Origin of the sequence: Pantoea phyllosphaerae, from assembly GCF_051025595.1 — a bacterium.
Taxonomy (GTDB): Bacteria; Pseudomonadota; Gammaproteobacteria; order Enterobacterales; family Enterobacteriaceae; genus Pantoea.
The window spans coordinates 190,311-210,946 of sequence record NZ_JBPFDE010000005.1 but is presented as its reverse complement, the minus strand read 5'-3'; the positions used below and the strand labels follow the sequence as shown (position 1 = coordinate 210,946).

The 20,636-nt window shown below is 58.7% G+C and carries 18 protein-coding genes; 8 read left to right on the top strand and 10 right to left on the bottom strand.

Translation table 11 applies throughout. The features are described from left to right. Positions 1-10 precede the first annotated feature (10 nt). From ACR6A7_RS09455 to ACR6A7_RS09445, 3 genes are all read left to right on the top strand, one after another. Positions 11-934: a Kdo(2)-lipid IV(A) acyltransferase gene (locus tag ACR6A7_RS09455; protein ID WP_434124626.1), complete on the top strand. Its 924-nt coding sequence runs from the start codon at positions 11-13 to the stop codon at positions 932-934. 562 nt (positions 935-1,496) lie between these two features. Then, on the top strand, positions 1,497-1,763 hold the full coding sequence (locus ACR6A7_RS09450) for a hypothetical protein (RefSeq protein WP_434124625.1): 267 nt from the start codon (positions 1,497-1,499) through the stop codon (positions 1,761-1,763). Positions 1,764-1,874: 111 nt separating this feature from the next. Then, complete coding sequence (locus ACR6A7_RS09445; protein ID WP_434124624.1) at positions 1,875-2,273, top strand: MysB family protein; 399 nt, start codon at positions 1,875-1,877, stop codon at positions 2,271-2,273. Here the strand turns inward: ACR6A7_RS09445 and ACR6A7_RS09440 are convergent, their stop codons facing one another. The 3 genes from ACR6A7_RS09440 to ACR6A7_RS09430 all read right to left on the bottom strand — a co-directional run bounded on the left by ACR6A7_RS09440 (position 2,274) and on the right by ACR6A7_RS09430 (position 6,743). Continuing rightward, positions 2,274-2,489, bottom strand: a complete 216-nt coding sequence (locus tag ACR6A7_RS09440; protein WP_434124685.1) for a YceK/YidQ family lipoprotein — start codon at positions 2,487-2,489, stop codon at positions 2,274-2,276. 167 nt (positions 2,490-2,656) lie between these two features. Further along, complete coding sequence (gene mdoH, locus ACR6A7_RS09435; protein WP_434124623.1) at positions 2,657-5,212, bottom strand: glucans biosynthesis glucosyltransferase MdoH; 2,556 nt, start codon at positions 5,210-5,212, stop codon at positions 2,657-2,659. Next, positions 5,205-6,743, bottom strand: a complete 1,539-nt coding sequence (locus tag ACR6A7_RS09430) for a glucan biosynthesis protein G (protein WP_434124684.1) — start codon at positions 6,741-6,743, stop codon at positions 5,205-5,207. The genes mdoH and ACR6A7_RS09430 overlap by 8 nt, the downstream gene beginning before the upstream one ends. A 270-nt stretch (positions 6,744-7,013) precedes the next feature. On the opposite strand from ACR6A7_RS09430, the gene mdoC reads away from it, so the two are divergent. Beyond that, on the top strand, positions 7,014-8,138 hold the full coding sequence (mdoC, locus tag ACR6A7_RS09425) for a glucans biosynthesis protein MdoC (protein WP_434124622.1): 1,125 nt from the start codon (positions 7,014-7,016) through the stop codon (positions 8,136-8,138). A 46-nt stretch (positions 8,139-8,184) separates the two neighbouring features. Here mdoC and ACR6A7_RS09420 read toward each other — a convergent pair whose 3' ends face one another. Next, positions 8,185-9,645, bottom strand: coding sequence for a phospholipase D family protein (locus ACR6A7_RS09420; RefSeq protein ID WP_434124621.1), 1,461 nt, complete (start codon positions 9,643-9,645; stop codon positions 8,185-8,187). Positions 9,646-9,793: 148 nt separating this feature from the next. Between ACR6A7_RS09420 and ACR6A7_RS09415 the strand changes: the two genes are divergently transcribed. Beyond that, entirely contained in the window at positions 9,794-10,951 is a 1,158-nt protein-coding gene (locus tag ACR6A7_RS09415) for a glycoside hydrolase family 1 protein (protein WP_434124620.1), read from the top strand. Here the strand turns inward: ACR6A7_RS09415 and ACR6A7_RS09410 are convergent. From ACR6A7_RS09410 to ACR6A7_RS09385, 6 genes are all read right to left on the bottom strand, one after another. Then, complete coding sequence (locus ACR6A7_RS09410) at positions 10,939-11,112, bottom strand: hypothetical protein (protein WP_187143625.1); 174 nt, start codon at positions 11,110-11,112, stop codon at positions 10,939-10,941. The genes ACR6A7_RS09415 and ACR6A7_RS09410 overlap by 13 nt on opposite strands. A 315-nt stretch (positions 11,113-11,427) precedes the next feature. Continuing rightward, positions 11,428-13,632, bottom strand: a complete 2,205-nt coding sequence (locus ACR6A7_RS09405) for a TonB-dependent receptor (RefSeq protein WP_434124619.1) — start codon at positions 13,630-13,632, stop codon at positions 11,428-11,430. 192 nt (positions 13,633-13,824) lie between these two features. Then, on the bottom strand, positions 13,825-15,198 hold the full coding sequence (locus ACR6A7_RS09400) for an efflux transporter outer membrane subunit (protein ID WP_434124618.1): 1,374 nt from the start codon (positions 15,196-15,198) through the stop codon (positions 13,825-13,827). Next, positions 15,198-16,292, bottom strand: a complete 1,095-nt coding sequence (locus tag ACR6A7_RS09395; protein WP_434124617.1) for an HlyD family secretion protein — start codon at positions 16,290-16,292, stop codon at positions 15,198-15,200. The genes ACR6A7_RS09400 and ACR6A7_RS09395 overlap by 1 nt, the downstream gene beginning before the upstream one ends. Beyond that, the gene (locus ACR6A7_RS09390; protein ID WP_434124616.1) at positions 16,289-17,974 is read right to left on the bottom strand and encodes an MFS transporter; all 1,686 of its coding nucleotides are present in this window, start codon (positions 17,972-17,974) and stop codon (positions 16,289-16,291) included. The genes ACR6A7_RS09395 and ACR6A7_RS09390 overlap by 4 nt, the downstream gene beginning before the upstream one ends. Before the next feature lie 2 nt (positions 17,975-17,976). After that, positions 17,977-18,408: a MarR family winged helix-turn-helix transcriptional regulator gene (locus ACR6A7_RS09385; protein ID WP_434124615.1), complete on the bottom strand. Its 432-nt coding sequence runs from the start codon at positions 18,406-18,408 to the stop codon at positions 17,977-17,979. A 160-nt stretch (positions 18,409-18,568) separates the two neighbouring features. On the opposite strand from ACR6A7_RS09385, the gene ACR6A7_RS09380 reads away from it, so the two are divergent. The 3 genes from ACR6A7_RS09380 (at position 18,569) to ACR6A7_RS09370 (ending at position 20,494) form a co-directional block, all read left to right on the top strand. After that, entirely contained in the window at positions 18,569-19,414 is an 846-nt protein-coding gene (locus tag ACR6A7_RS09380; protein WP_434124614.1) for an AraC family transcriptional regulator, read from the top strand. Between the two features lie 41 nt (positions 19,415-19,455). Further along, positions 19,456-19,863 carry a DUF2000 family protein gene (locus tag ACR6A7_RS09375; RefSeq protein ID WP_434124613.1) on the top strand — a complete coding sequence of 136 codons (408 nt, stop codon included), beginning with the start codon at positions 19,456-19,458 and terminating at the stop codon, positions 19,861-19,863. A 370-nt stretch (positions 19,864-20,233) separates the two neighbouring features. Continuing rightward, positions 20,234-20,494, top strand: a complete 261-nt coding sequence (locus ACR6A7_RS09370) for a biofilm/acid-resistance regulator YmgB/AriR (RefSeq protein WP_434124612.1) — start codon at positions 20,234-20,236, stop codon at positions 20,492-20,494. Positions 20,495-20,636: the final 142 nt, after the last annotated feature.

Here is a 20,636-nt window from a genome sequence, read left to right as displayed (position 1 = left end):
GCTTTTTCATATGACTCAACTGCCGCAATTTTCCCGAGCACTCCTCCATCCCCGTTACTGGCTCACCTGGCTGGGCATTGCCTTTCTTTATCTGCTGGTGCTGCTGCCCTATCCGCTGCTCTATGTGCTGGGCTGCGGGCTCGGACGTATCGCAATGCGCTTTCTGCAACGCCGCGTCGCCATCGCCCGACGCAATCTGGAGCTCTGCTTTCCCGATATGCCGACCAGCGAACGTGAAGCGATGGTAAAGCATAACTTTGAGTCGGTAGGCATGGGGCTGATTGAAACCGGCATGGCCTGGTTCTGGCCCGACTGGCGCATCAAGAAGTGGTTCGATGTCTCCGGCCTTGAGCATATCCAGAAAGCGAAAGATGAGCAGCGCGGCGTGCTGCTCATCGGTATGCATTTCCTGACGCTGGAACTGGGGGCGCGTATTTTTGGCATCTATAACCCTGGCATCGGCGTCTATCGCCCCAATGACAATAAGCTGCTTGACTGGCTGCAGACCTGGGGCCGGATGCGCTCTAATAAAGGTATGCTCGACCGTAAGGATCTGAAAGGCATGATCCGCGCGCTGAAAAATGGCGATATTATCTGGTACGCACCCGATCATGATTACGGCCCGCGCAGCAGCGTGTTTGTACCTTTCTTTGCGGTGGAAAAAGCCGCTACGACCGTCGGCACCTATCTGCTGATCCGCAGCGGCAAGCCGCACGTCATTCCCTTCGTCCCGCGCCGCCTGCCGCACGGCCGCGGCTATCAGATGCTTATTCTGCCTGACGTTAGCCAGCAGATCCCGCTCGACAGCGATGTCGCTACCGCTGCGCAGATGAACAAAGTGGTGGAAGATGGCGTCTTACTGGCGCCGGAGCAATATATGTGGCTGCACCGTCGCTTTAAGACCCGTCCTGAGGGCGAGCCTTCTCGCTACTGATCTCCTTCCGGCGGACGCGCTGTCGTCCGCCGACCTTAAGCATCATTTTTGCTTACGCTTAAAATTTCGCCCCAACCAACACAACCCGTTGTTTCATAATGAAAATTTATTTCATCCTTTCCCATGAGAGCCATTCAAAACTAAAAGGAAAGGGATAATAATTCAGTCCCTGATTTTTATTGTTCACCCGTGCTAAATTAATTGTGGCCAAAAGTGGGCTTTACCCGTTAATATAGCCTGTAAGCAGCTGAGAAATTAATGATTGCGATTTATCTTATTTGGACCTGATTGTCATTCACTCCAGGTCTTTTCTTATTTATTCGCAAGCTATTCTTTGCCTTAGCTTATGTATCCAGTAAAATTAACTTATTTTACAAGGTATTGTCTGATTAGACCTCTTGCATATAATCATTATGCTGATTATATCTTCGCCTTATACTTTTATGGAATTTGAACAATTAGAAACATATCGGTAATTTCCCTCGTGACAGTTAATTATTTAACTGCCCTTCAAAAAATATAAAAAGATTACACACAGCAAATCTCTAGCAGGAACATAAAAATGAATAAAGGCATCTATTACTACGTGACAATCAGTACCGATCAGGATAATTACCATTATTTACACCGCAAAGAGTGTAAACGTATGCCGGATAAAGAAGATGTCGTTTTTATCGGCACCTTATATAATTTAAATCAGGCGTTATCTATTGCGCGGATTAATTTTAAAAAAGTCAAACCCTGTATTAAATGCTGTATTCGCTATGCGGCGCCCGTTATGCGCGAAACGGTGCGACCGGTGCTGCACTTCCCGCAAAAGTCACTCTGATCGATGACGGCGGGAGGACTTTCTCGCCCGCCGTCTCTTTTTCATACTTTCCCCTGAAAAATTTCGTCTATCCTTCTCTGACATCCCGTTAATCAGGCAAGGAGAAGAGTAATGAGCATGTTCAGCACCTTAGAAGAAGCCATCGAGGCTGCGCGTGAAGAGTTTCTCGCCGATCATCCCGACACTGAAGAAGAGGATGTCAGCATCAGTCAGTTTGGCCTGCAGAAATATGTGATGCAGGATGGCGATATTATGTGGCAGGCAGAGTTCTTTGAAGATGAAGGCGAAAACGGCGAATGTCTGCCTGTCCGCAGCGGCGAGGCAGCGCAGGCGATATTTGACGGCGATTTCGACGAAGTCGAGCTGCGCCAGGAGTGGTTAGCCGAAAATACGCTGCACGAATGGGACGAGGGCGAGTTTCAGCTTGAGCCGCCAATCGACAGCGAAGAGGGCGAAGCGGCGGCGCAGGAGTGGGAAGATGACAACAGCGAGTCCGATCGCCTGCTCTGATTACTCATAGGGCCCGTGGTGGGCATCAACCGGCAGCAGCATGGTGTCCACCACCAGCGACAGCGGCAGATCGAGAATAGTCAGCACGCGCCATGGGCGATCACGCACATCCCACTGCACGCCGGGATAGTATTGATTGCCGTGTCCCTGTCCAGGCACAGCGCGGCTAATAATACTGCCGCATCCGCTTAATATCAGCGCCATCAGCGCGACCATCACCGTTTTCAGCAAACTTTTCACTCGCGATACTCATTTCAGTTAGCGGCTAGTGTAGACAATGGCGCAGGTAGGCTGTCGCCTTATTACGCTGTCAAAGCGTAATAGTAACGTTAAATCGCGCGCATAAAAAAAGCGGCATCGCTGCCGCTTTAGGTTGGCGAATATTAACCCGCCTGAGGCGGTAGCGCCAGCGGATTAAGCGCCAGCTTCTGATAGCTCTCAACCCACTGATGATACTTGTCGCCGTTCTCCCACAGGCGTGAGTGAACGCGTGCCAGCACCACCGGATCGCTAATCAGCTGCAGACGCTGTTCGCGGTTCAGCTTCTCGGGCGCCTCGCTCAGCGCCTGATCGACGCGGCGGTCGCGCGCGTAATCGAGCAGCTGACTCTGTCGGTGACGTGAGGTCGCCAGCGCGGTCGCCAGCGCGTTAAACGCCGGATGGAACAGCGCATGCATAAAGCCGTGCTTCAGAGCGCGCTCGCGGTTGATCTGCAGGTAGCGATCGGTGTCCACCAGCTCTTTCGGCGGCGCATACTCTTCCGGGATCAGGAACAGCTTCGCGCGCTTGCTCTTCAGCCCGACCGTCGCGCGGCTCGACATCACCGACACAAACGGCGACAGGATCAGCGAGAAGACGATCGGCGCCAGCCACCAGAGGAAGTTGAGATCCAGCACGCCCATGCCTACCGCCCAGACGATGCCGAGCAGCATCTGCGATCCGTGACGACGGAAAGCTTCGCCCCACGGCGTAGCGTCATCGTCGCGCTGCGGCGAGTTCCACACCACTTCCCAGCCCAGGAAGGCGCTGACGACAAATACGGTATGGAACAGCATGCGCACCGGCGCCAGCAGCACGGAGAAGAGCATCTCCAGCAGCAGCGAGATAAAGAGCCGGAACGCGCCGCCGTAAGGTTTCGCGCCTTTGAACCAGATTAGCACCACGCTGAGCAGCTTCGGCAGGAACAGCAGCACCAGCGTCGTCGAGAAGAGCGCGATCGCCAGCTCAGGACGCCACTGCGGCCAGACCGGGAAGAGCTGCCTCGGCTGCAGGAAGTATTGCGGCTCCATTAGCGTATGCACCACCTGCAGCGCGGTGGAGAGCGCCAGGAACATAAACCAGAGCGGCGCCGAGAGATAGGACATGACGCCGGTCAGGAACACCGCGCGGTGCACCGGGTGCATCCCTTTCACCAGGAACAGGCGGAAGTTCATCAGGTTGCCGTGACACCAGCGACGGTCGCGCTTCAGCTCGTCCAGCAGGTTCGGCGGCAGCTCCTCATAGGAGCCCGGCAGGTCATAGGCGATCCACACGCCCCAGCCGGCGCGGCGCATCAGCGCGGCCTCAACGAAGTCGTGCGACAGGATCGAGCCGGCGAATGAGCCCTCGCCCGGCAGCGGCGCCAGCGCGCAGTGCTCGATAAAGGGCTTCACGCGGATAATGGCGTTATGCCCCCAGTAGTGCGACTCGCCAAGCTGCCAGAAGTGCAGACCGGCGGTAAAGAGCGGACCGTAAACGCGCGTGGCGAACTGCTGGCAGCGCGCATAGAGCGTATCCATGCCCGACGCCTTCGGCGACGACTGGATGATCCCGGCGTTAGGGTTCGCTTCCATCATGCGCACCAGGCCGGTAAGACATTCACCGCTCATCACGCTGTCTGCGTCCAGCACCACCATGTAGCTGTAGTTGCTGCCCCAGCGACGGCAGAAGTCGTCGATGTTGCCGCTCTTACGCTTTACGCGGCGGCGGCGACGGCGGTAAAAGATCTTGCCAGCCCCGCCCACATCGCGCACCAGCTCCATCCAGGCCTTCTGCTCCGCGATGGCGATATCGGGATCGTAGCTGTCGCTCAGCACGTAGACGTCGAAATGCTCTGCGTTGCCGGTGCGCGCGACCGATTCCCAGGTGGCGCGCAGGCCCGCGAAGACGCGCTCTACGTCCTCGTTACAGATCGGCATAATCAGCGCGGTGCGATGTTCAGGATTAAGCGGCTCATCGCCTACCGTTGAGTAGGAGATGCTGTACTTGTCGCGACCGATCAGCAGCTGCAGGAAGCCCATCAGCGCGGTCCAGAAGCCGGCCGATACCCAGCAGAACAGAATGGCAAACAGGAACAGAATACCGGTCTGCAGCACGTAGGGCAGGATCTGCATCACCGACTGCTGCCAGTTCTGATTCAGCATCTCCATTGGGTCGAGCAGCGTCCAGCCCTGGTAAGGCAGGATGGTTTTCATGTACCAGGTGGCGATGACGGTCTGGAACAGGGTCAGGATCAGCAGCACATAGCGGCGAATCGAGCCGACATGACGCCATTTTTCCTCGGCGCGCTGCTCTTCCGCCGTGGCGTAGCGGTGCGTCAGCTTTTCGCCGCGCAGCGAACGCCAGGCGCGCACCAGCGGGTTGGTGCGCCAGGCTTCCGGGAACATCAGCGAGCGCTTAACCTTCGGCATCGCCTTCAGCGTGGTGCGGTCGAGATAATCTTTGCCGAACTGCTCGCCGTCGGCCAGCGAGTCCGGCCACGCCATTTTGACGCGGGCCGAGACCGACTTGAGCGGCGCATCGTCAGGACGATCGCTGGCGGCTACATCCTGGCCAAGCGTATCGTGAATGAAGTGAAACGCCTCGGCGTGCTGCAGCGAGGCGCTTAACCGGGCCTTCCCTGCCGCATCCAGCGGCAGGGCTTCCACGTAGTTTTTAGGAATAAATGTCGGATTATTCATTGGCAGGTAACTGATAGCTCCAGGTTTCCGTCAATGTCTTGTCGCCGCTAACCAGCGCGGCGCGCATTTCGGTAGGCTGTTTGTTATCTTTGACGCGCAGACGCAGCACCAGACGCCAGCCTTTGGTGACCGGATTATAGCGCACGCTCTGCTCAACCACTTCGCCGTTCTCGCCCACGCTGACCTGCGGCGCGACCTGGCTGTTAGCGGGCATCTCGCTCATCGCTTTCCCAACGAAGTCGATGGTGAAGGCGACAGACCCGTCCGGCTGACGCACCAGATTTGACTGCTTCACGTCACCCGCCGAACGCAGCGTGTTTTTCACCCAGGCGATATCGTCGGAGTGAAGCTGGCTCTCGTTGCGCGTAAAGTGCAGGCGGTAGTTGAAGCTCATCTCTTTGCCCGGATCCGGCAGATTCTCCGGTGTCCAGAAGGCGACGATATTGTCGTTGGTTTCATCCGCGGTCGGGATCTCCACCAGCTCGACGCGGCCTTTACCCCAGTCGCCCAGCGGTTCAACCCAGCCGCTCGGACGCATATCGTAACGATCGTCGAGATCCTGATAGCGGTTGAAGTCGCGGCTGCGCTGCAGCAAGCCGAAGCCTTTCGGGCTTTCAATGGTGTAGGTGCTCACCGCCAGATGGCGCGGATTATTGAGCGGTCGCCAGATCCATTCGCCGTTGCCGCTGTGAATCGACAGACCGTCGGAGTCATGCAGCTCTGGACGGAAGTTCATCACTGGCGAAGGCTGATTGGCACCAAACAGGAACATACTGGTCAGCGGCGCAACGCCAAGCTTGCCGACTTTATCGCGCAGATAGACTTTCGACTGAACGTCAACGGTGGTTTCTTTGCCCGGATGGACGGTAAAGCGATAGGCGCCTGTTGCGCGCGGCGAATCGAGCAGCGCATAGATCACCAGCTGCTTATCCTGCGGCTTAGGACGCTGGATCCAGAACTCCTTAAAGCGCGGGAACTCTTCTCCAGACGGCAGCGCCGTGTCGATGGCCAGGCCTCGAGCCGACAGGCCATAAACCTGATCGGCACCGATAACGCGGAAGTAGCTTGCGCCCAGGAAGCTGGCGATTTCATCATCTTTTTTATCGCGCGAGTTAAGCGGATAAAGCACTTTAAAACCGGCGAACCCTAAATTTTTCACCGAGTCGGCATCGTGCTTGACGTTGCCGAAGTTGAAATAGTCAGGGCTGTATTTGATTTCGCGCACCGCGTTGGCCGCCACTTCATTGATTTTTACCGGCGTGTCGAAATACATGCCCTGATGGTAAAACTCAAGCTTGAACGGCGTACGCAGTTTGCCCCAGTACGCTTTATCGTGGTTAAACTGGATCTGCTGATAGTCAGCAAATTTCATTTCACGAAACTGAGAGGGTAAATTGCTCTTAGGCGCCTCAAAACTTTTCCCTGCCAGCGTTTTGGCTTCTTTTGCGACATCATCAAGGTTAAACGCCCAGCTATTATTGGCGTACAACGCCAGCAGAACTGCCGCGCCAAGCCAGCGCATCTTCATCAGTCCGCCTTTTTTTTCTACATTAATCAGCACATCCCCCCCCTTTCGTGTGCTAAGTACAAACCCATTTATCTTAAAGGATTATTCGCTTTTCCGACAGCATATCCAAAAGAATGTTCCAGGATTTCGTCAGGACTACGCCTGCTTTTAGGACAATTAAACGTTCCAGAATCAACTGATAGTATACGCTGTTAACAGCGGGTAGAATTTCACTGCGGCATAAACCAGTTTCAGGGGGAAACTGGCCGAAACGTACTAACAAACTGGAACTTTATGGGTACAGTAAAACCTGAACGTGAATATTTCCTCGATTCGATTCGGGCGTATTTGATGTTACTGGGGGTGCCGTTTCACGTTTCCCTCATCTATTCCACTCAAAAATGGGCCGTCAATAGTCAGGAAGCGTCGCTCTGGCTGACAGTGCTGAACGATTTTATTCACGCCTTCCGCATGCAGGTCTTTTTCGTTATCTCAGGCTACTTCTCCTACATGCTCTACCTGCGCTACGACGCAAAGCGCTGGCTGAAAGTGCGCATGGAGCGCGTCGGCATTCCACTGCTGACCGCCGTGCCGCTGATTACTCTGCCGCAGTTTTTTATGCTGCGCGCGCTGTCGGATAAGATGGGCAACTGGGATCAGCTGACGCGCTATGGCAAGTTCAATAACCTGATGTGGGAGCTGATTTCACACCTCTGGTTCCTGGTAGTGCTGGTGATCCTCACCGCGCTGGGCATGCTGACCTTTAACTGGCTGCGCCGCCAGCATCGGCATACCGATTACAGCCGCATCGGCTGGGGCAAGGTGACGCTGGGGATCCTGGGCTATGCGCTGCTGTGGGACGTTTTCCGCCGCGCAATCTTTACCTTTTTCCCCGCCCTGCTGATGGATGGCCTGTTCAGCATTATGGTGATGCAGACGCTGCTGTTTTTGCCCTTCTTTATGCTGGGCGCGCTGGCGTGGAAGCACCCGGCTCTGAAGCAGCTGTTCGTGCGCTTTAACCCGGTAATGTGCTTTGGCGCGATTCTGGTTTTCATCGCCTATAGCCTTAATCAGCGCTACAGCAGCGGCGACGGCTGGCTCTATGAGCTTGATGCGTTGATTACCGCGCTGATGGGGCTCTGCATGCTCAATGTCTGCTTCAGCTTCGGCCACCGCATGCTTAATGCCCACTCGCCGCGCATTATGTATCTGGTGAACGCTTCGCTGTTTATCTACCTGGTGCACCATCCTTTGACGCTGCTCTACGGCATATTTATCACGCCGCGCATCGGCAACAACACGCTGGGCTTCTTTGTCGGCCTGGCGATGGTGTTCGGCGTGGCGTTTCTGCTCTACGAAATCCACTTGCGCATCCCGCTGCTGCGCTTTCTGTTTTCCGGCAAGCCGCAAAAGAAATAGCGGAACGACCGACCGCCGGACGCCCTGTCGTCCGCGCGGTCGACGCCTACAGCAGCCATTCGATCGGCAGACGCCACACCAGCCTTACCAGCAGGCGCTGCACCCAGGTGCAGCGCGGCTCATGCTTATGCACAATCTCCTGTGCTTCTCCCGCATACTCTACCCAGTTGACGCGCCCCCATTTGTCGAGCCGCAGCGTCCAGGCGCGATCGCGCATCGCGGCGCTGAAGCGCTGATGGGTCTGCCGCGCCAGCGCTTCGCTCTCAATGACCAGCCCCATTTCGGTGTTCAGCACCGCCGAGCGGGGATCGAAGTTGAATGAGCCGATAAACAGCGTCTCCTGATCGACGGTAAAGGTTTTGGCATGCAGGCTGGAGCCGGAGTTACCGGTGAGACCGCGGTCGTGCGGCGCGTCGGGCACGCCCGACTGCGGCTTCAGCTCATAGAGCTCGATGCCGCGCCGCAGCAGCTTTTTACGCCATTTGGCGTAGCCCGCATGCACCACCGACACATCGTTGGCGGCGAGAGAGTTGGTCAGAATCGCGATTTTCACGCCGCGCCGTTTCAGTGCCAGCAACTGGGCGACGCCCGCGCGCGTAGGCACGAAATAGGCGGAGATAATATCGAACTGCCGCTGCGGCACGCCGATCACCTCCAGCATGCGCTGCGGCAGCAGGCTCCTGCGCTTCGCCCGGCCCAGCCCTTTACGCGGATCGTCGCTCAGCAGACGTGCGTGCGCCCAGGTCATGCTCAGCGTGCCCTGCTCCAGCTGGCTGACGAAGTGTGAGCCCTCCAGCCGCGCCAGATAGCGCTGCACCGACTCGCTGTCGCGCCAGTCGGGCGGCAGCGCCACCGTGCCGTCCTGATGCTCGCTCTCATCCAGCACGCTCTTTAACGGTGCCACCGGTTTGCTCTGCCAGTAGCGCTCGAAATCTTCCGAGACCTCGTTTACCACCGGGCCGATCGCCAGCACGTCGAGGTCGGCGAACAGCGGTTCGCTGCCGGTGGCGAAATATTCATCGCCGACGTTGCGTCCCCCGACAATGGTTGCCACGCCGTCCACGGTGAAGCTCTTGTTGTGCATGCGGCGATTAAGACGGGCGAAATCGGAGAGATAGCCCAGCGCGCGCAGGGTGCGGAATGAGAATGGATTAAACAGCTTCACCGTGATATTGGGGTGACGATCGAGACGCGCCAGCGTATCGTCCAGGCCCGGCGTGTTGTTGTCGTCCAGCAGCAGCCGCACCTTCACGCCGCGTCCGGCCGCCTCCAGCAGCGCGCTGAACAGCAGGCGTCCCGACATATCGTTCTGCCAGATGTAATACTGCACATCCAGCGTGCGCTCCGCTTTGCCCATCAGCAGATAGCGGGCCGCGAACGCGTCGAGCCCGTCTGCCAGCGGATGGATGCCGCTCAGGCCGGGGTGGCGTGCACTGCGCGGGCCGATAATCTCCTCAAGCCAGCTGACGTCCGGCCGCTCAGCCAGCAGATTTAACGCTTCGGTCATTGGGGTTCCCTGAATAATCGACACGCTCTTATTATTTAACGCTTCGCCGGATATGGCTATACGCGCAGTCTGAGAGCCGCCAGACAGCGCCGTTTTTTCAGCTAGACTTAGCCAGACTATCACGACCGGCCAGTTACAGGAGCGGACCATGACGTCAGATTCATCCCTGCTTCAGCGCCATCACCCCCGGCTGTTTAAGAGTTTTTTTCAGGGCAGCTTCCCCTGCTCTACCGCCTGCCGCACTGCAGGCAAGCGGCTGGACATGGTGATCAGCAGCGGCCACGATATGCTGCTGGATAAAGATTACGCCGCGCTGGCGGCGCAGCGTCTGCATACGGCGCGCGACGGCGCGCGCTGGTATCTGATTGAGAAAGAGCCGGACCGCTACGACTGGAGCAGCTTTCTGCCGATGGTGCAGGCGGCCAGACGCCACGAGATGGAGATTATCTGGGAGCTGGCGCACTTCGGCTATCCCGATCATCTGAATATCTGGAAGGCGTCGTTTATCGAGCATTTCGCCCGTTTCGCCCGCGCCATGGCGCAGGTGATGCGCGATGAGGGCATTGAGCGTCCTTTTTTCACGCCGATTAACCAGATTTCATTCTGGTCATGGGCCGGTGCCGACGTCGCCTGGTTCAATCCCCACGTCGCCAACCGCGGCAGAGAGCTGAAGCGTCAGCTGGTGCGCGCCTCGCTGGCAGCGATCCATGCGATCCGCGAGATCTATCCCGACGCGCGCTTCGTCCTCACCGATCCGCTGGTGCAGATCGCCAGCGATCCTCATAACCCCGACAGCAAACCCTACGCCGACGTGCAGCATCAGGCGCAGTTTGAGGCCTGGGATATGCTGGCGGGCCGCATCGACAGCGAGATCGGCGGCAGCGAGGATTGTCTTGATATCCTCGGACTCAACTACTATCCCGACAATCACTGGTTCTTTCCCGGCGAGCCGATGCCGGCGACCCATCCGCTGCGCCAGCCGCTGCATCGCCTGCTGGCGCAGTGCTGGCAGCGCTACCAGCGTCCACTGCTGCTGGCGGAAACGGGCGCAGAAGGCGAGGCGCGCGCCACCTGGCTGCAGCATATCAGCGAAGAGGTCATGCTGGCGCTCGACCAGGGAGTGGGTCTGGAGGGCGTCTCCCTCTATCCGGTGGTGGAATATCCCGCCTGGGCGGACGATCGCCGTTCGCCAGGCGCGCTGTTCGGGCTGGGCGATCCCAACGGCAACCGCACGCTGCATGAGGGCCTGGCGCTGGTGTTGCGCAGTCAGCAGATCAAATTTCAGACGCGATTTCAGGAGGGGTGAACGGGCGGTTTTTTCGGCGTGCAGCTCTGCACTTCAAGCGACGGATCGGCAGGATGACGGACATCGGTGAGCCAGGTCATTGCAAAGAGAAATACCACGCCGATTAAGCAGGCGGCCAGCAAACCAATAATGGCGATCAGTTTGTCATCTCGCGATTCCATACTTTCTCCTTCTGAACCTCCCTGCCGCTTACGATACTCTTTTTAACTCATCCAGAGCGTCACCAACAGGACGAAGATTATAAGCGTAACAGAGGTCACCGCAAGCACCACGATGGCGAAGTGCGCATCGTCCATTGTCTGGCGAAGAGGCTCATCTTGTGGATCGTGCGGCGACAGTGGAAGCATAGATACTCAACGGGAATCGGTAGATTGCCGCAGGCTTACGGCGGCGACCAGTGTAATAGAAACTGGGCCGCCCGCTAGTTTTTTCCTGGACCAAAAAAAGCGGGACGCGAGGCGCGTCCCATTAACGGATCAGAAGTCGTAGCTGACGCCCACTTTCAGCGTGCGGCCGTCGCCTTGCGTCAGATAAGTCCCGGTGCTGTCGACGTTAGCCCAATATTTTTCATTGGTCACGTTTTCAACCGCCACGCGCCAGACCATATCATTCTCGTTGAGCTTCATGCGGTAGCGCATCCCCACATCGAGCGTGGTATAGCTGTCAATCTTTTTGGTATTGGCGGAGTCGGCCCACTGCGAACCGGAATGGTTTAGCAAGGCGGTCGCCGTCAGCCCTTCCAGCGGCTTGATGTCATACTCGGCGCCCAGCGCATAGTTATAGCGCGGTACGCCGATCGCCTGCTTGCCGTCATAGGTGCCGTTTTCCGTTTTTTCCATTTCGGGATTAAGCCAGGTGGCGCTGGCATTGAGTCGCAGACCCAGCACAGGCTCGCCGAAAATATTGGTCTCCATGCCGCGGTGGCGCTCTTCGCCGTCCATCGCAAAGGCGCCGGAAGCGTTGATAATGCCAGAGGGCTTGCGGATATCGAACAGCGACAGCGAGCCGCCGACGCGGCCGAAATCAGCCTTGACGCCGACTTCATTTTGTCTGGAGTGCGCGATACCGGTAATGGCGCCTGGATTGGTTACCGTGCTGTTATTTGGCGCCACTTCGCCCGGCTGCAGCGCTTCGGTGTGGTTCGCATAGAGTGAAATAGTCTGCCAGGGCTTATAGACCAGGCCATAGGTCGGCATCCAGCGGCTGTTGGTGTAGCGCGATGAGGTATCTTCGGCGCCGGTATTGTAGTTGTAGTTGCGCACCACCACTTTTTGATGGCGCGCACCCAGTGTGAGCAACACCCTGTCGTCAAAGAAGCCCAGCGTGTCGCTCAGCAGATAACCTTGCGTGCGTGAACGGGCGGTGGTTAGCGGATCGGAGAATTTACCGCCGGCAAAGTTGGCCTCAGGCGCGTCTATGTCACGGGTGTGGTAAATATTGGTCTCGCTCCCGGTCAGCGACATGTTGTAGGCGTTTTTCGCGTTGGTGGTGAGCGCAGAGTAGCCGACGTTGACCTTATGGGTGACGAAACCGGTGGTGAAATCCCCTCGCACGCCAGCCATACCGCTCATGTTGTCCTGAATGCGGTTGGTGTTGAAGGTGCTGATAGTCGCGTCGCCGTCGCTGTTCGTTAATTTCGGCGTGCCGTAGTTGCCGGTTTCATGGGCGTGCTGCGCCCCCAGTCCGGCATAGGCGGTCCAGTTATCAGTCAGGTCATACTCAGCTTTCGCGATACCGAACTCGGACGCCATATTGCTGTAAACCCATTTCTGGCTGTAGTTATGGGAGTTTGACGGCACGGCAGGAATCACGTCGATGCCGGTGATGTTGACGCCCTGCAGGCCGTCATGGAACGTTTTTTCCTGGTAGCCGACATCCAGCGAGGTGCGCAGACGATCGCCGCGATAGTCCAGGCCGACGGAGACCGCCGTGGTTCTTTTCTTCTCGCCGTCCACGCCGGTTTCGCCTTCGCGGTGGACAGCGTTCAGGCGCACGCCGAACTGGCTGTTATCGCCAAAACGGCGGCCGGTATCGATACTGGAGCCGATCTGGGAGTCAGAGGTGTAATCGACGCCGACGCGGGTCAGCGGCAGATCCTCTGCATGCTTCGGTTCCAGGTTGATCAGGCCGCCCACGCCGGAGCTGGCCGCGCCGTTAAGCAAGCTGTTCGCGCCTTTGAAAATCTCCACGCGCTCCACCAGCGAGGCATCCATCACCTGACGCGGCACCACGCCAGGCAACCCACCGAAGGTCATGTCATCGCCATCAAGCTCAAAGCCGCGAATGCGATAGCTTTCAGCAAAGTTGCCGTAGCCTTTCACACTCTGTACGCCCGCGTCGTTTTTCACCACGTCGGCGATGGTTTTCGCCTGCTGATCCTGAATCATCTTTGAGGTAAAGCCGATGATGTTAAACGGCACGTCCATGGCGTTTTGCTCGCCAAGCATGCCGAGACGGCCGCCGTGCGCGACCTGCCCTTCAAGATAAGCGGGCACCAGCTGGTCGCCGCCGGGCTTGAAATCGCTCTGCGGCGCAGCGGTGACGGTCAGCGTCTGCCCGCTGTTGTCGAGGGTTGAAGCGGTATCACTGGTGGTAGCAGCCATCACTGGCAAACAACCGGCGCTGACCAGCAGAGCGAGCAGCGTCGGTTTAAATCCGGGAGAAGAAAGCGAACGGCGCATAGTCGAGCCCTAACGTTAAGTTTACTGATAATCATTATTATTACGGTTTGCGATTATGCGCAGCCTTGCTTCTTTTGCAAGCGAATATTGACGGGAAAATGGGGGGCTTTGCCTAACGAGTTGATACGGACAGTTTTTTTGAAAGCAGGCGGCGGAAAAAGGCGGCGGCTCTCGCCCCCGCCCGTAGGTGACCTACCGCGCCTGCCAGCCGCCGCCCAGCGCACGATACAGGGCGATTTGCGCCAGCAGCAGGTTATTTTTCACCGAGACCAGGTTGAGCTGGGTGGTGAACAGCGTGCGCTGCGCGTCCAGCTCGTCAAGATAGGAGGCGTAACCGTTTTGATAGCGATTGCGGGCGATGCGCAGCGCCTCCGAAACATACTCCTCCTGCTTCTGCAGCTCCGCCAGCTGCGCCTGCCCCTGCTGAATGGCGTCCATCGCGTCGTTCACCTCCGAGAAGGCGTTGCGCACCACTTTCTCATAGCCGTAAAGCGCCTGGTTGCGCGCCGCCATCGACACATCCACCTGCGCCGTCAGCGCTTCGCGGTTTAGCAGCGGCGCCAGCACGCTGCCGCCGATGCTCCAGAGGCGGAACGGATGGTCGATCAGCTGATGCAGTTCGCTGCTTTGCAGGGTGCCGCTCGCGGTCAGGTTGAGCGAGGGCAGCAGCTTCGCCTGCGACGAGGCGAGCATGGCGTCCGCCGCCAGCAGCAGGCGCTGCGCCTCAATGATATCGGGCCGCCGGTTGAGCAGCTGCGACGGCAGTAGCTGCGGCATCTGCTGCGGCATAATCTGGTTGAACTGCGGCCGACGCGCGATCTCGCGCGGGTTCATCCCGACCAGAATGCTCAGGGCGTTCTCCTGCTGGGCGATCTGATGCCGGAGCTGCGGCACCTGCGCCTTCGCCGTCTGGAACTCGGACGCCGCCTGCATCCACTCCAGTCGCGAACTATAGCCGGTTTCGAACTGGCGCTGCGCCAGCTGCAGCGAATTGCCGCGCGACGCAAGCGTCGCCTCGGTCACGCGCAGCTGCTCATCCAGCGCCACCAGGCTCAGATAGCCCGACGCGACCGAGCTGGCGACGGTCAGCTCCGCCGCCGCCGCCGCCGCGCGCTGCGCCTCCAGCGACGCTTCGCTGGCCGCGATGCTGCTGCGGCGCGCGCCCCACAGGTCGACATCGTAGTTCGCCTGCAGCAGCCCCTGATAGACGGCGCTCTCATAGGGCTGGCCGGTAGCGGCAGAGAGCGCGCGCTGATGCGTCGCGCCGACGCCCGCGCTCAGCGTCGGGAAGTTGTCGCCCTGCGCCGCGCGCAGTTCGGCGCGATACTGTTCGACGCGCGAACGCGCCGTGAGAATATCGAGGTTATTGCGCAGCGCCTGCGTCACCAGCCGGTTAAGGTTGTCGTCGCCAAAGGCGCGCCACCACTCCGCTTCCGGCGCGGCGGCGGGTCCAGCCTGGTTACGCCACTGCGGCGGAATCGGCAGCGACGCCGGCGCTTTCTCTACCTCGGTGGCGCAGCCGGCCAGCGCGAGCGCCGCCAGGCCAGCGCACAACAGCCGCCGCATTATTTCACCGCCTTGTCGCGCGGTTGCGCGGCGGTATCGATGCTGACCTCCACCGACATGCCGGGGCGTAGCTCGCGCATATCCTCCGCGTCAATGGCGATACGCACCGGGATGCGCTGGGCAATTTTAACGAAGTTACCGGTGGCGTTATCCGGCGAAATCGCGCTGAACTCGGAGCCCGCCGCTGGGGAGATAAATTCCACATGGCCGCTAAAGCGTTTGCCGTTAAGTGCGTCAACGGTGAACGTCACCGGCAGGCCCGGTCGGATATCCGCCAGCTGCGTCTCTTTCAGGTTGGCGATAACCCACTTATGGTCCGGCACCACCGAGGTCAGTCGCGTACCCGCGGTGACATAGGCCCCTTTGCGCACCGAAAGCTGGCCGAGCTGCCCGGCGTCCGGCGCGGTAATACGCGTATTCGCAAGATCGATCTGCGCCAGCTCCAGCGCCGCCTGGGCGCTGGCCACGTCCCCTTCCAGCGAGGCGCGATTGACGATCGCCGTTTGCAGATTCTGCTGCGCCACCGCCACCTGCGCCTCCGCCTGACGCACCGCTGCCTGCGCCTGCGCGTTGGCGGCGCGCGCCGCATCGCGTTCACGCACCGAGAGCGAGCCGTCGGCGGCGAGATTTTCCACGCGCTTCAGATCGAAGCCCCCTTTCAGCGCCTGGGCTCTGGCGTTCTCCAGCGCCGCCTTGTTGCTGGCGATGGTGGCCTCCGCGCTGCGGCGCTGCTGCAGGTTGTTGCTGAGCGCCGCCTGCTTCATCGCCAGCTGCGCCTGCGCCTGATGCACACGCTGCCGATAGATGCGATCGTCGATAGTCATCAGCAGCTGCCCTTTTTGCACCGGCTGAAGATCCACCACCTCCACCGAGGTGAGATAGCCATTAACCTGCGGGCTAATAAAGGTGACCTGACCGCGCACATAGGCGTTTTCCGTACTCTGTATGGCGCTGGTAAAGGGCCAGAGCTGCCAGGCGTATAAAATGATCAGTACGCCAAGAATGGCGATGCCGCTTCCCGCCGCAATAGAAAGAATGCGCCGCCGGTTGGCGCGCTCGCGCTCCGCCGCCTGAAGTTCATCCTGCTGACTCATCGTGACTCCGTAGATGCTTGTGACGCTGCCGCCAGACGCTGCTCCATCAGATTAAAGCGCGCCTGTCGCCAGTTGAGATATCGCTGACGGGAGAGACGCCACAGCGCCCACATCAGGGTAATGAGCGCCAGCGCCGCCGTCAGTAAATAGGTGTCGTTATAGGCCAGCACGTTCGCCTGCAGCGTTGCAACGCTCTGCAGCTGGCTGGAGCTTTGCGCGCTCAGCAGCGCAGGATCGCCCAGCTGGCTGTTGAACAGCGCGCCGTACTGGCTGAGGCGCTCCGTAACGTTGGGGTCGAGCAGCGAGAGCTGATCCCCGATCAGGCTGGAGTGGTACTTCTCGCGCCAGACCTGAAAGGTGCCGAGGATGGCAGAGCCGATCAGACCGCCCAGGTTCTGGCTCATGCCGAACAGCACCACGAAGCTCACCAGATTTTTCGGCTGCGTCACCACGCTGCCGATGCCGATCAGCATCGCGGGCGCCATAAAAAAGGTGCTGCTGAAGCCGAGCAGAAACTGGCTAATATACATATTGTTAGCACGCGTGACCGGGCTGGCCTGCGCATCCATCAGCGAGGCGACGATCATCACCGCCAGCGAGGTGACGATCGGCCAGTTGAGGTGTGCGGGCCGGATGGTCAGCGCGCTGGTGGCGATGCCGAGCGTCATGCCGCCGATAATCGCCAGCGACAGGCCGCGCATCTGATCGTTAAGCAGCCCCAGCTGCTGCAAAAAGCCGACCACGCCGGTATTCTGCTCCGCCAGCACGATGCGTATCATAATCATCACGATGCCGAGACGCACCATGTTGCCGCTGCTGAGCCAGCGGGTATTGATCAGCGGATTTTTCCGGTTGTGTTCAATGACGATCGCCGCGACGATCAGCACCAGCGCGAGCGCCAGGCAGACGCCGAGCCAGGGCGTGGTAAACCACCATTCGATGCGCCCCAGAGACAGCACGCCGCAGAGCAGCGCCATGCCCGGCGCCAGCAGCATAAAGGTGACGAAGTCGAGCTTTTCAAAAGCCTTGATGCGATCGCCCGGCGGCAGCTTCACCACCAGCACGCAGCCCAGCGCGATCATCGCCAGACCCAGCTCAAACAGATAGAGCCCGCGCCACTCCTCCAGCTGCAGTAGCTCGGACGAAAAAAGCCGCGCCATCGGAATAGCGAACTGCGAGACGGTCAGACCGATCACCAGCGCCTTCAGCCGATGCTTTGCTGGCCACGCCTGCACCTGATAGTAGATCCCCAGCGAACTGAGCGCGGCGCCCGCCATGCCGTGGGCGGTGCGCACAATAATCGCCGAGCTGAGATCGTTGGCAAAGAGATGGAAAAAGGCCACCAGCACATAGAGCACCAGAAAGGCCTCGGTAAACACGCGCAGGCCAAACTGCTGGCGAAACTTCACCAGCAGCAGGTTGATAGAGATGTTGCCCATCACGTAGACGGCGGGCAGCCAGGCGATTTCACTGGACCAGGCGCCGAACGTGCCCTGAAGGTTGGTCAGATTGGCGGTAACCAGCGCGTTGCTGAGCGCCCCGGTAAGCGAGATCAGCAGGCCAATCAGGCCAAAGGCAATCCGCTTCGGCGGCGAATGAATCGGGGTTGAGGGCGATCCCGGCAGCATGGGTTTTTCATGCGGCAACCATTCGCGCTGCGCGTAGGGATTGCGTCGTGCCACCGCTACATATTTCCCATACGCGTCAGCAGCTGTTGCAGCACCAGTTCCGTGGTCGCCAGCGCCTGCGGATCGATATCGCCGAGCAGATCGGCGCGCAGTGCGTCTGCCTCGCTTTTCACTAAGGCGAATGCCTGATTGCCCTTCTCGGTCAGCACCAGGTGGCGCTTGCGGCGATCTTCCGGCGGCTGCACGCGCGTCAGCAGCTCCTGTTTCACCAGACGATCGATGAGCGGCACCATGCTGGCATCCTCAAGACCGAGCATCTGCGCCAGCTCCGTCTGGGTCAGCGGCCGCGTTTCGCTGGCGATAAGGCCGATCGCCATCCAGCTGCTCATGCTCAGGCCGCTGTGTTTAAGGTGACGATCGACGGCCAGCCGCCACGCGTGTGCGGTCTGGTAGAGAAGATGAGTAAAGGTTTTATAGTGCAGAGTCAAAGCGTAGCGACCTGATTATTAGGGTTCTAACTAAATGAATGCGTTATTATACGCTGAGCAAATTGCTAATGAAAATAGCACATGACGTTAAATAATGACGCCTGTATCGTCGGGATTTAGCGTCATATTACTCCCCGGACGGGGTAAAACTGGAGCGACTATGGCTGACTGCAACGGTAACTGGGTAGATTTGCGCCGCGACGCCTTGCACGGCATCGAGACAATCCGCGCACATTTCACCGGCCACGCCTACGATCCCCACTGGCACGACAGCTATCTGATCGGCGTGACGGAGCAAGGCGTGCAGCAGTTTCACTCGCGCCGTAAACAGCATCGCAGCCGGCCCGGCACGGTATTTATGCTGGAGCCGGAAGAGCTGCACGACGGCGACGCCGTGGATGCGCAGGGCTTTACCTATCGTATGCTCTACCTCTCGCCGCAGCAGATGGCGCAGCAGCTGTCGCCGCTCTGCACCGCTGGCCACGGCGGCGAACTCCGCTTCGCCGCCACGCTGCGCGACGACCAGGCGCTCGCCTGGGCCGTCTGGCACTGCTTCGACGCGCTGTGGCACGACCATCCGGCCTTGATCAAAGAGGCCACGCTCGACCGCCTGTTCCTGCAGCTGAGCCAGCATCCGCTCTGGCGCAGCGAGCTGCGCGCGGCGGATAACGATCGCCGGCTGGCGCAGCAGGCGCGCGACTGGCTTATCGCCCATCATGCGCTTAATCCAGGTTTACAGGCGATGGCCAAGGCGCTGCAGGTGGATCGCTTTCGCCTTTCCCGCCTGTTTCAGGCGCAGTGGGGCCTGCCGCCGCACGCCTGGCTGGTGCAGTGGCGCTTATCCCAGGCGCGCCGCCAGCTGGCGGCGGGCATCCCTGCCGCCGACGTCGCTGCGGCGCTGGGCTTCGCCGATCAAAGCCATCTGGGCCGCTGGTTTAAGCGCGCCTGCCATCTGACGCCTGCGCGCTACCAACAGGCCTGCACAAATCTTCCAGACGCGGGCTAAAGACGCGGTCACAATGCGTTTTTTCTGTCTGGAGAAGTGCTATGCAAGACCCTCGTTGCGTCATGATTTTGCAAAACGATCTCGCCCCGGGTAAAGCCGCCAACGCCGCAGCGGTTATCGCGCTGACGCTCGGCCAGCGTCACCCCGCACTGGTCGGCGAGGCGCTACAGGACGCCAATGCCTGCTGCTTTCCCGGCCTTATCCCGGTCGGCATTCCTGTGCTGGCGGCCACCCATGCCGAAATGGATGCGCTGCGTGCACGCTGTGCCGAACTGGCGTGCGATCTGGTGCTCTTTCCTGAGCAGGGTCAGACCACTACCGACTATGAGGCCTTTTGCGCACAGATGCGCCAAATCCCGGCCAGCGAGTGGCGGCTGTTGGGTTTGGCGCTGGTCGGCGAGAAAAAACAGGTTCGAAAGCTGACCTCAACGTTAAAGCTTTTTAGCTAAACAGGGGCGGGAAAGACCCTGTGCTTTTTCATATGGCTGTACACGCGTCTCATTGTACAAACAACCTGTACAGCTTTGATAGGCAAGGTACAACTATATGTTACTGATAATTAATATATAGCACAAATTGCTTAATATTAGACTTGTGTCTGTACACCTTCTTTGTATAACTTTACGCCCCATGAATCGGATAACGATTCCGTAACGAATGATGCGTTTGCGTCGCCTCTGAAGGTGTCAGTGGATTTCCACCTTCAGAGGTCTTTTTTTGATGAGCTGGCACCCTTTACATCTGTCCATGTAAGGGGATTTTCATCGTTAATTGACCTGGTATTCACTTTGAAAGCCAGAGCTAGTTTAGGGCTGACACATGCAAGACGCTGTTTCGCAAACCGATAAAGAGATGGGCGATCGCTTTAACGCAGCAAGCAACACCACCGTTAGCGAGATGGAAATGCTGGGTTTAGCCATCGCGGAAATTCTTCAGGCAGGTAATCCTGTTAGCAATAAAGCGATTATTGCAAAACTGATCCACTGGCTGGAGCTGGAGTCGGATCCGGCGATGCTCGATATCTATCGTCAGTTGCTGGAGCGGGTGGTGCATAAAACCCCCGACGATTTAACGGTATAATTCTGACTCCAGGGATGGAGTTATCCTGCCCGTTCCGCCAGTCATCGCTGGCAAAATATCCTTTCAGACAGTACTCTCTCCAGCTTAATTTTTGCTGCACGCTCCGCGTCTGTTGCGAGAGCGAATAATCCAAAAGAGCCTG

What these genes read in the sequence shown, in the direction of transcription:
- ACR6A7_RS09455 (WP_434124626.1), top strand. Translation starts at nt 11, where the DNA reads ATGACTCAACTGCCGCAATTTTCCCGAGCACTCCTCCATCCCCGTTAC.
- ACR6A7_RS09450 (WP_434124625.1), top strand. Translation starts at nt 1,497, where the DNA reads ATGAATAAAGGCATCTATTACTACGTGACAATCAGTACCGATCAGGAT.
- ACR6A7_RS09445 (WP_434124624.1), top strand. Translation starts at nt 1,875, where the DNA reads ATGAGCATGTTCAGCACCTTAGAAGAAGCCATCGAGGCTGCGCGTGAA.
- ACR6A7_RS09440 (WP_434124685.1), bottom strand. Translation starts at nt 2,489, where the DNA reads ATGGTCGCGCTGATGGCGCTGATATTAAGCGGATGCGGCAGTATTATT.
- mdoH (WP_434124623.1), bottom strand. Translation starts at nt 5,212, where the DNA reads ATGAATAATCCGACATTTATTCCTAAAAACTACGTGGAAGCCCTGCCG.
- mdoC (WP_434124622.1), top strand. Translation starts at nt 7,014, where the DNA reads ATGGGTACAGTAAAACCTGAACGTGAATATTTCCTCGATTCGATTCGG.
- ACR6A7_RS09420 (WP_434124621.1), bottom strand. Translation starts at nt 9,645, where the DNA reads ATGACCGAAGCGTTAAATCTGCTGGCTGAGCGGCCGGACGTCAGCTGG.
- ACR6A7_RS09415 (WP_434124620.1), top strand. Translation starts at nt 9,794, where the DNA reads ATGACGTCAGATTCATCCCTGCTTCAGCGCCATCACCCCCGGCTGTTT.
- ACR6A7_RS09410 (WP_187143625.1), bottom strand. Translation starts at nt 11,112, where the DNA reads ATGGAATCGCGAGATGACAAACTGATCGCCATTATTGGTTTGCTGGCC.
- ACR6A7_RS09405 (WP_434124619.1), bottom strand. Translation starts at nt 13,632, where the DNA reads ATGCGCCGTTCGCTTTCTTCTCCCGGATTTAAACCGACGCTGCTCGCT.
- ACR6A7_RS09400 (WP_434124618.1), bottom strand. Translation starts at nt 15,198, where the DNA reads ATGCGGCGGCTGTTGTGCGCTGGCCTGGCGGCGCTCGCGCTGGCCGGC.
- ACR6A7_RS09395 (WP_434124617.1), bottom strand. Translation starts at nt 16,292, where the DNA reads ATGAGTCAGCAGGATGAACTTCAGGCGGCGGAGCGCGAGCGCGCCAAC.
- ACR6A7_RS09380 (WP_434124614.1), top strand. Translation starts at nt 18,569, where the DNA reads ATGGCTGACTGCAACGGTAACTGGGTAGATTTGCGCCGCGACGCCTTG.
- ACR6A7_RS09375 (WP_434124613.1), top strand. Translation starts at nt 19,456, where the DNA reads ATGCAAGACCCTCGTTGCGTCATGATTTTGCAAAACGATCTCGCCCCG.
- ACR6A7_RS09370 (WP_434124612.1), top strand. Translation starts at nt 20,234, where the DNA reads ATGCAAGACGCTGTTTCGCAAACCGATAAAGAGATGGGCGATCGCTTT.